The following is a 13,090-nucleotide window of genomic DNA, read 5'->3' as shown; positions in this document are numbered from 1 at the left end:
AGCACGTGGGAGGGTCATGAGCGAGAGCTCGGACGGTGTCCTCCCGAGCCGGCTGCGCGTGGCGTTCGAGCGCGGCGGCGAGATGGGCCGCCGCATGCTCGACCTCGACTGGTCGGCCAGTCCGGTGGGTCACCCCGGCCAGTGGCCGCCCGAGCTGAGCAGCGCGGTCGCCACCATGCTGGCCTCCCGGGCCCAGATGGTGGTCTTCTGGGGCCCGCAGTATTGCGCTCTCTACAACGACGCCTACATCGCCGCGATAGGCGACAAGCACCCCGCCTTCTTGGGCCGGCCGGGCCGTGAGATGTGGGCCGAGGCCTGGTCGGTGCTCGAGGAGCTGTTCGACGGCGTCCGCGCCGACGGCGAGGCCTTCTGGGCCGGCGACCACCCGTTCATGCTGAGGCGGCACGGCTTTCTCGAAGAGACGTACTTCGACATCTCGTACGACCCCATCCGCACCGCCGAGGGCCGGATCGACGGCATCTTGTGCATCGTCAGCGACACCACCGCCCGGGTGCTGGGGGAGCGGCGGGTGCGCACGCTGAGCGCGCTCGGCTCGCGGCTGGCCGATTGCCCCGACCAGGCGGCCCTGGCGGCCGAGGTGTCCGCGGTCTTCGCCGGGAACGCGGCCGACGTCCCGTACGCCCGCCTGATCCTCGACGGTGACGACGACGAGCCGCCGGTGAGCCATCCGGCGGTCGGCCGGGTGATCGCGACCGGGCAGCCCGGCACGGTCATCCTGCGCGAGATCACCGACGCGCCCCCGGCGGCGGCCGACCGCGCGCTCGTGCTGCCGGTCACCGTGGGCACCCAGCGGGCGGGGGCCCTGGTCGTCGGGGTGAGCCGCTTCCTGGCCCTGGGTGGCGGCTACCGCGACTTCCTGGAGCTGGCCACCGCGCAGATCTCGCGGGCTGTGGGCAACCTCCGGGCGTACGAGCAGGAGCGGGCCCGGGCCGTCGAGCTGGCCGCCCTCGACCGCGCGAAGACCAACTTCTTCTCGAACGTGAGCCACGAGTTCCGTACCCCGCTGACCCTGATCCTGGGCCCGCTCGAGGACCTGCTCGACGACCCGGAACTGCCGGCCGGTCAGCGCGAGCGACTGATGACCATGCAGCGCAACGGCCTGCGGCTGCTCAAGCTGGTCAACACGGTCCTCGACTTCTCGCGGCTGGAGTCCGGCCGGTTGCGTGCCGCCTACCGCCCCACCGACCTCGCCGACTACACAGCCCGGCTGGCCAGCACGTTCCGGTCGGCCGCCGAGCGGGCCGGGCTCGAGCTGACGGTCGACGCGCCGCCGCTGCCCGCACCGGTCCACGTCGACCGCGAGATGTGGGAGAAGATCGTTCTCAACCTGCTCTCCAACGCGGTCAAGTTCACCCCGCACGGGCGCGTCACGGTCCGCGTCCGGGCCGCCGACCGCGGCGCCGAGCTCAGCGTCCACGACACCGGGGTCGGCATCCCGGCCGATCAGCTGCCGCTGCTGTTCGACCGCTTCCACCGGGTCACCGGGGCCTGGTCGCGCAGCCACGAGGGCACCGGCATCGGCCTGGCCCTGGTCCGCGAGCTGGCCGAGCTGCACGGCGGCTCGGCGGGCGCCGAGAGCGAGCCCGGCCAGGGCAGCGTCTTCACCGTGACCGTCCCGTTCGGCACGGCCCACCTGCCGGCCGACCGGATAGCCCAGGGTGGCGAGCGCCCGGCGCCGGCGATCGACGCCCGGCCCTACGTCGAGGAGGCCGAGCACTGGTGGACCGGTGACGAGCCGCCGCTGCCGTTCGCGGCCGACACCACCGGCCGGCCCCGCGGCCGGATCCTGCTCGTCGACGACAACGCCGACCTGCGTGACCACCTGGCCCGGCTGCTGCGCCCGATCTGGGACGTGACCACCGCGGTCGACGGCCGGGCCGCGCTCGACCTGGCCGGGCAGCACGACTTCGACCTGGTGCTGACCGACGTGATGATGCCGCGGCTGGACGGCTTCGGCCTGATCGCCGCGCTGCGGGCCGACGAGCGCACCCGGGAGGTGCCGATCGTGGTGCTCTCGGCGCGGGCGGGCGAGGAGGCGTCCAGCGAGGGCCTGGCCGCCGGCGCCGACGACTACCTGGTCAAGCCGTTCTCGGCGCGTGATCTGACCGCCCGGGTGCGGGCCAACCTCGACCTCGGTCAGGCCCGGCGCGAGATCATCAGCCGCCTCCGGGGCCTGGTCGACACGGCTGCCGCGGTCAACACCGTGCGCACCACGGCCGAGGTGCTCGACGTCGCGGCCCAGCACGTCCGCGAGATGACCACGGCCGGCCGGGTGGTGATCACCGTGCCCGGCGCCCGGGCCGAGGTGGACGGCGGGGCCGACCACCGGACCCGGCCCGAGGTGGTGCTGCCGTTGCCCGACACCGCCGGCGCGACCGTCGGCGAGCTGCGGGTCTGGGCCTCCCCGCAGGGCACGCCCGAGCCGGCGGTGCTCACCCAGCTGGCCCGCCTGATCGGGCTGCGGCTGGAGAACGCGCGGCTCTACGAGGCCGAGCACCGGATCGCCAGCACGCTGCAGCACAGCCTGCTGCCGGAGACGTTGCCCCGGGTGCCGGGCACCGTCGTGGCCAGCCGTTACCTGCCCGGCAGCAGTGAGGCCGAGGTCGGCGGTGACTGGTTCGACGTGATCGCGGTCGCCGACGACCAGCTGTTCCTGGTCATCGGCGACGTGGTCGGCAAGGGCGTGCAGGCGGCCGCCGTCATGGGTCAGCTCCGCAACGCGCTACGGGCCTACATCCTCGAGGGCTTCGACTGCGGGGCCGCGCTGACCAGGCTCAACCGGCTCGTCGACAACCTGGGCCGGCGGCAGTTCGCGACCGTGGTCTGCGTGCGCTTCGACCCCCGGCGGCGCCGGCTGCACTACTCGTCGGCCGGTCACCCGCCCCCGGTGCTCGTACCGCCCGGCCAGGCCGGCTCGTTCTTGTACGCGTCGGCGCTCGGACCGCCGATCGGTGCGCTCAGCGATGTCGACTATCCGACGCTCGCGGCCGACCTGCCCGGCAACTCGCGACTGCTGCTCTACACCGACGGCCTGGTCGAGGATCGGCAGGTCGGCATCGATGCCGGACTGGCCGAGCTGATCAACGACGCCGCGAAGCCGGCCGAACACGTGGAGGACCTCCTGGACGCGCTGCTGACCAAGGCCGCCCGCCGGCCCCGGCGGGACGACATCGCGCTGCTCGCGATGGAAGCGACCGAGCCCCGGGAGCTCGTGCTGCGGCTGCCGGCCGAGCCGGCCCGGCTCAGCGTGCTGCGCCGCCGGCTGGAGGACTTCCTGACCGGCAACGACGTGCCCGAGGCGGACGTCTTCGACCTCACGGTGGCCGTGTCGGAGGCGGCGGCGAACGCGATTGAGCACCCGATCGAGCCGGCCGAGGCGATCGTCACCGTGGAGGCGGCGGTGACCGGGGAATCGGTGATCGTCACCGTGCGTGACACCGGCACCTGGCGTCCCAGCGAGTCGGGCGGGTTCCGCGGGCGCGGGCTGGCGCTGATCGGCGCGCTCACCGAGCTGTCGGTGACGCGCTCCGAGGCGGGCACGTCGGTGACGTTGAACCGGCGGCTCAGTCCCTGAGCCAGGGCTGGGTGGAGAGCCCGGAGATCTCGAGCACCCGCCGGACCTGGGACGAGGGACGCACGATCAACCGGTCGCCGTAGTGCTCGGCCAGGCGCAGCAGCGCGTGGATCGCGGCCGAGTCGAAGAACGTGACCTCCCGCAGGTCGAGCGTCGCCGCCGGCACCCCGTCCTTGGTGCCCGCCTGATACATCGCGTCCGCGGTGGACATGTCCACCTCGCCGGCCACGGTCACGACGACCCGGCTTCCCTCCACGGCCGACGTGGCCGTGAAGTTCTCGTCCGCTTGCTCTTGATCCACGCTGACACGATTACACAGGGGCCCGGGAGCGGCAAGAACCGGCCGATAAGGCTCGATGAAGCCGTTATGGTGCGACCGGCGGCACACCGAGCGGGTCGTCCGGGCGGCTATAGGCTTTCGGTATGACCGACTGCACCGAGCGGCACACGGCCGCGCACACCTACGGCCTCGCAGGCGAGGGCCAGGAGGGCATGCCCCAGGAGGTTCAGCCATGACCGTTCGCGCCCCGCTGGCGCCGGGAAAGCAGTCGCCCTGGCGGGCGGTCCCGGCGCCGATCGTCCGGCCGGAGTATGTCGGCAAGAAGCGCCCGAAAGAGTGGCGCGGGTCGCATGTGCAGACTGCCGAGACCATCGACAAGATGCGGGTCGCGGGGCGGCTGGCCGCGCAGGCCACCCAGCTCGCCGGGGAGCATTGCAAGCCCGGCGTGACTACCGACGAGATCGACGCGGTGGTGCACGAGTTCCTCTGCGACCACGGCGCCTACCCGTCGACCCTGGGCTACAAGGGCTTCCCCAAGTCGTGCTGCACCTCGCTCAACGAGGTCATCTGCCACGGCATCCCCGACTCGACGGTGCTCGAGGACGGCGACATCATCAACGTCGACGTCACGGCGTATCTCGACGGGGTGCACGGCGACACCGACGCCACCTTCCTGGTGGGCGAGCCCAGTGACGAGGCGCGACTGCTGGTCGAGCGCACCCATGAGGCGATGATGCGGGGTATCAAGGCCGTCGCGCCGGGCCGGCCGATCAACGTGATCGGGCGGGTCATCGAGTCGTACGCCCGCCGGTTCGGCTACGGCGTGGTCCGCGACTTCACCGGTCACGGCATCGGTGAGACGTTCCATTCCGGGCTCTACATCCCGCACTACGACAACCCGCGCCTCGACGCGGTGATGGAAACCGGCATGACCTTCACCATCGAGCCGATGATCACGCTGGGTACCTACGAGTACGAGGTGTGGGGCGACGGCTGGACGGTGGTCACCAAGGACCGCCGGTGGACGGCCCAGTTCGAGCACACCCTGGTGGTCACCGACGACGGCTACGAGATCCTGACCCTCCCGTGACACCGGTGCGCGAGCACCACCACGCCGACGTCTCCGGCGGGTGGCTGCGGGCGGCCACCTTCGGCGCGATGGACGGCCTGGTGACGAACATCGCACTGATCGCCGGCGTCGGCGGTGGCGGAGCCGGGCGGCACGTCCTGGTGCTGACCGGGGTGGCGGGTCTGGTGGCCGGCGCGATCTCGATGGGCATCGGCGAGTACACCAGCGTGCGGACCCAGAACGAGCAGGTCGAGGCCGAGCTGGCCAAGGAGTTGCGCGAGCTCACCCAGAACCCGGAGGGCGAGGCCGACGAGCAGGTCGAGCGGTGGGTCGCCCGCGGGCTGCCCGAGTCGCTGGCCCGCCAGGTCGCCGACATCCTCAAGGTGCACCCCGACCAGGCGCTCCGGGTGCACGCCCAGGAGGAACTGGGCGTGGTGCCGGACGAGCTGCCCAGCCCGTGGACGGCGGCGGGCTCGTCGTTCGTGTGCTTCGCTCTCGGCGCGCTGATCCCGCTGCTCACCTATCTGCTCGGCTTCGACAGCCTGGGGCTCGCTCTCGGAGTCGGCGGGTTCGGCCTCTTCGTGGCCGGCGCCCTGATCGGGCGCTTCACAGCCCGGCCGTGGTGGCTCGGCGGGCTGCGTCAGCTGGCGCTGGGTGCGCTGGCCGCGGTGGCCACGTACGGGATTGGCGTGCTGATCGGGGTCTGACGCGTGACCGGCCCGCCCCACCTGAGGGCCGGCTCCCCCGACCTGCTCGGTGTCAGGGACGTCCCGGGAAGGCGAGCGTCACCGGGGTCACCTCGGCCAGGCGCCGCCAGCGGGTGGCGCGCACGGCGGCCCCGGTCATCGCGGCCAGGGCCGTGCCGCGGTCGTTACCGGTGGTCACGGTGAGGACCGGCCGCCAGGACTGGGCCACGCCGTCCTCGATCCGGATCGCCAGCTTGAGGGCGGTGGCCCGGTCGGTCACCGGGAAGGGCAGCTCGTAACCCGCGGGCGACGGCGCGGAGCTGGCCTTCAGCTGGGACAGGCGGGCCACCAGGTAGTCGCGGCGGCCGCGGTGGGCCTGCTCGGCGGTGCGCGCCTCGGTCTCGTCGCCCCGGCTGTTGAGGTGCACCCCGATCACCCCGTACGCGTAAATGGCGGCCTCCTCGGCGGCCAGTGCCGCGCCCAGCTGCGGGATCACCTCAGCGCCTCCGCGTGGGTGGCCCGGCAGGCGGCGATGGAGCCCACCAGGGCCGCCCGCTCGGGCGGCGCGGCCTTGCACGCGGTGACCGCCGACTTCTGCGCCGCCTGCTCCGCCGCGCGCAGGGTGGCCACTGTCTGAGCCGCCGCCTCGGCCGGGGCGCTCGCGGCCGGGGCGCTCGCGGGCCCGGTCGACGGCAGCGCCTGGCCGATCAGGCGGGCCAGCTCGGTGGCGTGGGCGCGGTGGTCGTCGGCCAGCGGAGCGAGCCGGGCGGCCAGGCCGGGCTGGGTCACGATCGCCCGATCGTAGGACGCGGCCAGCGCGATCGCCTCGTCGAGCAGCGGCTGCAACGGGTCGGGCACCCGGGGCGGCTCAGGATCGTCGTCGAAGAGCCCGCAGCCCGCCAGGCCGGCGGCACCGAGGCCGGCGACGGTGCCGAGCACCCGCCTCCGGCTGTGTCGCGTCCCACTCATCCGCACCGCGCCAGTCAACACCATGAGCTACCGGCTGTGAGCTGCGGATGGCGCCGAATCGGTGCGGCGCCGGACCCGCCCTCACCGGGGCGCGTTACGCTCTGTCTCAGCCGCGGGGCCGATCCGGCCCGGCGGCATAAAGTCGTTTGTCCGATTTCTGCAGGAAGGTCGAGCACCGATGACGCAGCGTGGTCGCGCCGGCGCCCGGCCTGGACAGCGCCCCGGTGGGCGCCGTGGGCAAGCGGCCGAGCCGGGCGATGCCCAGGAATCCCGCGCCCCCGCGGCCCCGCGGATCGATCTGACCGCGGCCCGGGCCCGGGTGCGCACGGTGATCGAGCCGGTCGTCGCCGCGGCCGGTTACGACCTGGAGGACGTGACCGTCTCCCGGGCCGGCCGCCGCCACCTGGTGCGCGTGCTGGTCGACACCGATGGTGGCATCAGCCTGGACGACGTGGCCGTCGTCTCCCGCGAGATCTCGGGCGCGCTCGACGCGGCCGAGGAGGGCGGGGCCGAGGTGCTGGCCGGCGAGTATCAGCTCGAGGTGGGCTCGCCCGGCATCGACCGGCCGCTCACCCTGCCCCGCCACTGGCGGCGCAACCGCGGCCGGCTGGTCGCGGTGAACGGGCTGACCGGCCGGATCACCTCCGCCGACGACGAGGGCATCGTGCTCGACGTGGACGGCAAGCCCCGCGAGCTGCGGTTCGACGAGCTCGGCGCCGGCAAGGTGCAGATCGAGTTCAAGCGGCTGGACGAAGCCGATTTCGGCGACGACGAAGAAGACGACGAAGACGAAGGGGAGGGCGAGGAATGAACATCGACCTCGCGGCGCTGCGCGCCCTGGAGCGCGAGCGGGAGATCCCGTTCGAGACCATTCTGGCGGCCATCGAGACGGCGCTGCTGACCGCCTACCGGCACACCGAGGGCGCGCAGAGCCACGCCCGGGTCGAGATCGACCGCAAGACCGGTGTCGCGTCGGTGCTGGCGCAGGAGCTCGACGCCGACGGCACGGTGGACCGGGAGTGGGACGACACCCCCCACGACTTCGGCCGCATCGCCGCCATGACCGCCAAGCAGGTGATCCTCCAGCGGCTGCGTGAGGCCACCGACGAGCAGCACTTCGGCGAGTACGCCGGACGCGACGGCGACCTGGTCACCGGCATCGTGCAGGCCGACGCGGCGCGGGCCGAGAAGGGCATCGTGCTGGTCGACCTGGGCAAGATCGAGGCCGTGCTCCCGCAGTCCGAGCAGGTGCCCGGCGAGGCCCCCTACCAGCACGGCACCCGGCTGCGGGCGATCGTGGTGCACGTGGCCAAGGGTTTCCGCGGTCCCCAGGTGACCCTGTCCAGGTCACACCCGGCCCTGGTCAAGAAGATGTTCGCGCTCGAGGTGCCGGAGATCGCCGACGGCACCGTCGAGATCGCCGCCATCGCCCGGGAGGCCGGACACCGCACCAAGATCGCGGTGCACTCCAAGGTGCCCGGGGTCAACGCCAAGGGCGCCTGCATCGGCCCGATGGGTCAGCGCGTCCGGGCCGTGATGAGCGAGCTGCACGGTGAGAAGATCGACATCATCGACTGGTCGGAGGACCCGGCCCAGTTCGTCGGCAACGCGCTCTCCCCGGCCAAGGCCCTGCGGGTCGAGGTGGTCGACGCGGCCACCCGCACCGCCCGGGTCACGGTGCCCGATTTCCAGCTCTCGCTGGCGATCGGCCGCGAGGGGCAGAACGCCCGGCTGGCCGCCCGGCTCACCGGCTGGCGCATCGACATCCGCCCCGACAACGAGCCGGCGAGCCCTCCGACCTCGGGTGACCGCGATGCGGCCGAGGCCGGAAGCTGACCGGATACGCGTTCCGGACGCACGAGGGGTAGACTTTCCAGTGGTCGGCCTGACGCGCGGTCTTTTCATGCGGACGTGTGTCGGTTGCCGCAAGCGGGCGCCGGCCACCGAGTTGGTTCGGTTCGTCGTGGCCGGTTCCGGGGTTGACCTCCGGCTCCAGCCCGATCCGGGCCGCCGACTGCCGGGCCGGGGAGCGCATCTGCACCCTGATCCGGCTTGCTTCGCGCTGGCGGAGCGGCGTCGAGCCTTCGGGCGAGCGCTGCGACTCACCGGTGTTGCTGACACCGGATTGCTGGCCGAGCACATCCGTGGGGCCATGCCTCACGGAACGACCGATGATGTGGCCATGGTGGCCGCATCACGACCCAGCAAGGTAGGACGACCAAGATGAGCACACGATGAAGTCCCTGAAATGAACAGGCTTCTAGTGCACGAGTGAGGTCGTTGCGGGTGCGCTCGCACGACCTCGAAGTGAGGAGTGCAGTGCCAGGAAAGGCCCGCGTACACGAGCTCGCGAAGGAGCTCGGGGTCGACAGCAAGACCGTTCTCGCCAAGCTCAAGGAGATGGGCGAGTTCGTCAAGTCCGCATCCAGCACGGTCGAGGCCCCGGTGGCCCGGCGGTTGCGTGGTGCCCTCGAGGCAGGTTCCGCTCCGGCGGCTCCCGCCGCGGCGGCTGCCCCCGCATCCGCGCCCGCCTCCGCTCGCCCGGCCCCGCCGAGCATGCGGCCCCAGCCGCCCCGTCGGCCCACCGCCGCCCCGGCCGAGGGTGCGCCCAGCGCCCCCACGTCCCCGGCGCCGACACCCGGTCCCTTCGCCAGTCCCAAGCCGTCGGCCGCCCGGCCGGGTCCCAGGCCCGGTCCGGTCGCCAAGCCGGCGAGCGCCCACGACATCGAGGTCGCGGCGGCCGAGGCCCGTGCCTCGGCCCTCAAGGCCGAGCAGGAGGCCGCGGTCAAGGCCGCACAGGCCGCCCGCACCCGCGACGCCGAGCGTCGCGCCCAGCAGCCGCCGGCCGACAGTGGCTCGCGTCCGCGCACCCCGGGCCCCGGCTCGGTTCCGCCGCGCCCGGGTTCGCCCGCGGCTCGTCCCGCGACTCCCGGTGCTCCGGGTGGGGCGCGTCCCGGACCCGGTGGTGGCGCTCCGCGTCCGCCGCAGCGCGGTCCCGGTAACAACCCGTTCGGGGTGTCCGGCGGTGGGACTCGTCCCACGCCCGGCGCGATGCCCCGGCCCAACCAGCCCGGCATGCCGCCGCGGCCGAGCCCGGCGTCCATGCCGCCGCGGCCCAGCCCCGCGTCCATGCCGGCGCAGCGCCCGGCCGGTCCCGGCCGTGGCGGTCCCGGCGGTGGCGCCGGTCGTCCCGGTGGTCCCGGCGGCGGTCGTGGCGGTCCCGGTGGCGGCGGTGGCGGTTTCCGTCCCGGCGGCGCTGGTGGCGGCGGCGGTGGCGGTGGCTACCGTGGCGGTCCCGGTGGTGGCGGCGGTGGCGGTGGCTACCGTGGCGGCCCCGGTGGCGGCGGCGGTGCCGGTGCCGGTGGCGGTTTCCGCCCCGGTGGCGGTGCTCCGGCCGGTGGTGCTCCGGGTCGTCCCGGTGGTGGCGGTCGCGGTCGTGGCGGCGGTGCCGCGGGTGCCTTCGGGCGTCCCGGTGGCCGGCCGACCCGCGGTCGCAAGTCGAAGAAGCAGCGGCGTCAGGAGTTCGACAACCTGTCGGCTCCGCAGATGAGCTCGGGCGCCCCGCGTGGTCAGGGTCAGGAGATCCGGCTCTCCCGCGGCGCGTCGCTCTCCGACTTCGCCGACAAGATCAACGCGAACCCCGGCTCGCTGGTCCAGGAGATGTTCAACCTGGGCGAGATGGTGACGGCCACGCAGTCGTGCTCCGACGACACGTTGCTGCTGCTCGGTGAGCACCTGGGCTTCACGGTGAGCATCGTCAGCCCCGAGGACGAGGACCGTGAGCTGCTCGCGCAGTTCAACATCGACCTCGACGCCGCGGTGGACGAGGACCGTCTGGTCACCCGTCCGCCCGTCGTGACCGTCATGGGTCACGTCGACCACGGTAAGACGAAGCTGCTCGACGCGATCCGCAAGACCAACGTGGTCGCCGGCGAGGCGGGTGGCATCACCCAGCACATCGGCGCCTACCAGGTGCACTACGAGCACAACGGCGAGGACCGGGCGATCACGTTCCTGGACACCCCGGGTCACGAGGCGTTCACCGCCATGCGTGCCCGTGGCGCCCAGGTCACCGACATCGTCATCCTCGTGGTCGCGGCCGACGACGGCGTCATGCCGCAGACGGTCGAGGCGTTGAACCACGCCAAGGCGGCCGAGGTGCCGATCGTGGTCGCGGTCAACAAGGTCGACAAGCCGGACGCCAACCCGGACAAGGTGCGTCAGCAGCTGACCGACTACGGCCTGCTCGCTGAGGAGTACGGCGGCGACACGATGTTCGTCAACGTCGCGGCCAAGCCCGGCATCGGCATCGACGAGCTGCTCGAGGCGGTCCTGCTGACCGCCGACGCGTCGCTGGAGCTCACCGCTCCGATCGACGGGCCGGCGCAGGGTGCTGTGGTCGAGTCGCACCTCGACAAGGGCCGTGGTGCGGTCTCCACCGTGCTGGTCCAGAAGGGCACGCTGCGGGCCGGCGACTCGATCGTGGCGGGTGGCGCGCACGGCCGCGTCCGCGCCATGCTCGACGAGAACGGCAACGCGGTGACCGAGGCCTTCCCGGCTCGTCCGGTGCTGGTCCTGGGTCTCACCTCGGTGCCGGGGGCGGGCGACACGTTCCTCGCCGGCGAGGACGACCGCACGGTCCGCCAGATCGCCGAGCAGCGGCAGGCCCGCCGCCGCGCGGCGAGCTTCGCCAACTCGCGGAGCAAGGCGACTCTCGAGACGCTCATGGAGCAGCTCAAGGAGGGCGAGAAGACCTCGCTCACCCTGGTCATCAAGGGCGACTCGTCCGGTTCGGTCGAGGCCCTCGAGGACGCGCTGTTCAAGCTCGAGATCCCGGACGAGATCCAGCTCAAGGTCATCCACCGCGGCGTCGGTGCGATCACCGAGAGCGACGTGAACCTGGCGTCGGCTTCCTCGGAGGCCACCGCCACGATCATCGGCTTCAATGTCCGGGCCTCCAACAAGGTCAAGGAGATGGCCGACCGGGCGAACGTGGAGATCCGCTACTACAGCGTGATCTACCAGGCCATCGAGGAGATCGAGGCCGCGCTCAAGGGTCTGCTCAAGCCGGAGTACGAGGAGGTCGAGCTGGGCACCGCGGAGATCCGCGAGGTCTTCCGCTCGTCCAAGATCGGCCTCATCGCCGGCTGTCTGGTCCGTACCGGCCTGCTCCGCCGCAACGCCAAGGCCCGCATCCTGCGGGAGGGCTCCGTGGTGGCCGACAACGTCACGATCAGCTCGCTGCGCCGCTTCAAGGACGACGCCACCGAGGTCCGCGAGGGCTTCGAGTGTGGTGTGACCATGAGCGGTTTCGGCAGCCCGCAGGTCGGCGACGTGATCGAGACCTTCGAGATGCGGGAGAAGCCGCGCGCGTAAGGTCAGTCAGCTAGTCAGTCAAGGCCCCCGGCGCTTCGGTGCCGGGGGCCTTGCTGTCCAATGGCTGCCATGTCCCGGTACGCCTTATTGCTCGCGCCCTCCGCCAACCGCGTCTATGCCGACCAGGCCGCTCGCCTCGCCACGGCCGAGCTGGCCGCCTTCGGGCCGGTGCTCTCGTCCGGCCTGGACGACATCGGTGTCACGACGTTGGGCGGTGTCGAGTACCTCGTGTTCGACGGCTCGCTGAGTGAGCGCGACATCGCGTACCTGTCGAACCTGTCCTCGGCCTATGCGCTCTTCGAACGCCTCGACGGTGAGCTCCTGCGGCCCCTCACGCTGTCGCCGCTGGCCCGTTACGACAGCGACCTGATCACCATCCCGAAATACGCCGGGAAGACGAACGAGCAGTTCACCAAGCTCGTGCTCAACCTCACGCTGCTGGCCTCCGGCTCGGCCGGGCGGATGCTGGACGGTCACCTCACCGTCCTCGACCCCCTGGCCGGCCGCGGCACCACGCTGAACCAGGCGCTGATGTACGGCTACGACGCCGTCGGCATCGAGATCGACGGCAAGGACGTGGAGGCCTACAAGCTCTTCCTCCAGACCTGGCTCAAGCGCAAGCGGCTCAAGCACACGGCCGAGCTCGTCCCGGTGCGCCGGCAGGGCAAGCGGGCCGCGCGGCGCCTCGAGGTGACGCTCGCGGCCAGCAAGGACGACCACAAGGCGGGTGCGGTGCAGAAACTGGTGGTGCTGCAGGCCGACACCACCCAGCTCGACGGGCTGCTGCGCGGTGGGGTGGCCGACGTGCTGGTCGCCGACCTGCCCTACGGGGTGGCCCATGGCTCGTACGACGACAACGGGGGCATCTCACGGCGGCCGCTCGACCTGCTGGAGCGAGCGGTGCCGCAGTGGCTGCCCCTGCTGCGCGACGGCGCGGCGATCGGGCTGTCGTGGAACACCAAGGTCGCGCGGCGCGAGCTGGCCGAGGACATCCTGCTGGCCAACGGGCTCGAGCTGGTGCCTCAGCTGCCTCTGAGCCACCGGGTCGACCAGGGCATCGAGCGGGACGTCCTGATCGCCCGCCTCACCTGAGGCGCCCGGAAATCGGAGCGCGG

Annotated in this window: 11 protein-coding genes; 8 read left to right on the top strand and 3 right to left on the bottom strand. The window is 72.4% G+C overall.

Annotated features, from left to right (window positions below):
- The first annotated feature begins 16 nt into the window (after positions 1–16).
- Positions 17–3,595: a SpoIIE family protein phosphatase gene (locus tag NAG42_RS00570; RefSeq protein WP_250027224.1), complete on the top strand. Its 3,579-nt coding sequence runs from the start codon at positions 17–19 to the stop codon at positions 3,593–3,595.
- Here NAG42_RS00570 and NAG42_RS00565 read toward each other — a convergent pair.
- Entirely contained in the window at positions 3,585–3,896 is a 312-nt protein-coding gene (locus NAG42_RS00565) for an STAS domain-containing protein (protein ID WP_250027223.1), read from the bottom strand. The genes NAG42_RS00570 and NAG42_RS00565 overlap by 11 nt on opposite strands.
- 211 nt (positions 3,897–4,107) lie before the next feature.
- On the opposite strand from NAG42_RS00565, the gene map reads away from it, so the two are divergent.
- On the top strand, positions 4,108–4,965 hold the full coding sequence (gene map, locus NAG42_RS00560; RefSeq protein ID WP_250027222.1) for a type I methionyl aminopeptidase: 858 nt from the start codon (positions 4,108–4,110) through the stop codon (positions 4,963–4,965).
- Entirely contained in the window at positions 4,962–5,651 is a 690-nt protein-coding gene (locus NAG42_RS00555) for a VIT1/CCC1 transporter family protein (RefSeq protein WP_250027221.1), read from the top strand. The genes map and NAG42_RS00555 overlap by 4 nt, the downstream gene beginning before the upstream one ends.
- A gap of 52 nt (positions 5,652–5,703) precedes the next feature.
- Here NAG42_RS00555 and NAG42_RS00550 read toward each other — a convergent pair whose 3' ends face one another.
- Positions 5,704–6,126, bottom strand: a complete 423-nt coding sequence (locus tag NAG42_RS00550) for a ferritin-like domain-containing protein (protein WP_250027220.1) — start codon at positions 6,124–6,126, stop codon at positions 5,704–5,706.
- Positions 6,123–6,599, bottom strand: coding sequence for a hypothetical protein (locus NAG42_RS00545; protein ID WP_250027219.1), 477 nt, complete (start codon positions 6,597–6,599; stop codon positions 6,123–6,125). The genes NAG42_RS00550 and NAG42_RS00545 overlap by 4 nt, the downstream gene beginning before the upstream one ends.
- 178 nt (positions 6,600–6,777) lie before the next feature.
- Between NAG42_RS00545 and rimP the strand changes: the two genes are divergently transcribed.
- From rimP to NAG42_RS00520, 5 genes are all read left to right on the top strand, one after another.
- Entirely contained in the window at positions 6,778–7,410 is a 633-nt protein-coding gene (gene rimP / locus NAG42_RS00540) for a ribosome maturation factor RimP (RefSeq protein WP_250027218.1), read from the top strand.
- On the top strand, positions 7,407–8,435 hold the full coding sequence (gene nusA, locus NAG42_RS00535; protein WP_250027217.1) for a transcription termination factor NusA: 1,029 nt from the start codon (positions 7,407–7,409) through the stop codon (positions 8,433–8,435). The genes rimP and nusA overlap by 4 nt, the downstream gene beginning before the upstream one ends.
- Entirely contained in the window at positions 8,413–8,826 is a 414-nt protein-coding gene (locus tag NAG42_RS00530; RefSeq protein WP_438872332.1) for a YlxR family protein, read from the top strand. Before nusA ends, NAG42_RS00530 begins: the two co-directional genes overlap by 23 nt.
- 92 nt (positions 8,827–8,918) lie before the next feature.
- Complete coding sequence (gene infB / locus NAG42_RS00525; protein ID WP_250027216.1) at positions 8,919–11,975, top strand: translation initiation factor IF-2; 3,057 nt, start codon at positions 8,919–8,921, stop codon at positions 11,973–11,975.
- Positions 11,976–12,044: 69 nt separating this feature from the next.
- Positions 12,045–13,067 carry a TRM11 family SAM-dependent methyltransferase gene (locus NAG42_RS00520; RefSeq protein WP_250027215.1) on the top strand — a complete coding sequence of 341 codons (1,023 nt, stop codon included), beginning with the start codon at positions 12,045–12,047 and terminating at the stop codon, positions 13,065–13,067.
- Positions 13,068–13,090: the final 23 nt, after the last annotated feature.

This window comes from Paractinoplanes maris (genome assembly GCF_023544465.1).
GTDB lineage: Bacteria > Actinomycetota > Actinomycetes > Mycobacteriales > Micromonosporaceae > Actinoplanes > Actinoplanes maris.
The sequence above is the reverse complement of the archived record's forward strand: the minus strand, read 5'-3'. Positions and strand labels throughout refer to the sequence as shown.

Coding starts and splice junctions, on each gene's coding strand:
- NAG42_RS00545 (WP_250027219.1), bottom strand. CDS start 6,599: ATGAGTGGGACGCGACACAGCCGGAGGCGGGTGCTCGGCACCGTCGCC.
- NAG42_RS00570 (WP_250027224.1), top strand. CDS start 17: ATGAGCGAGAGCTCGGACGGTGTCCTCCCGAGCCGGCTGCGCGTGGCG.
- NAG42_RS00520 (WP_250027215.1), top strand. CDS start 12,045: ATGTCCCGGTACGCCTTATTGCTCGCGCCCTCCGCCAACCGCGTCTAT.
- nusA (WP_250027217.1), top strand. CDS start 7,407: ATGAACATCGACCTCGCGGCGCTGCGCGCCCTGGAGCGCGAGCGGGAG.
- rimP (WP_250027218.1), top strand. CDS start 6,778: ATGACGCAGCGTGGTCGCGCCGGCGCCCGGCCTGGACAGCGCCCCGGT.
- map (WP_250027222.1), top strand. CDS start 4,108: ATGACCGTTCGCGCCCCGCTGGCGCCGGGAAAGCAGTCGCCCTGGCGG.
- NAG42_RS00530 (WP_438872332.1), top strand. CDS start 8,413: ATGCGGCCGAGGCCGGAAGCTGACCGGATACGCGTTCCGGACGCACGA.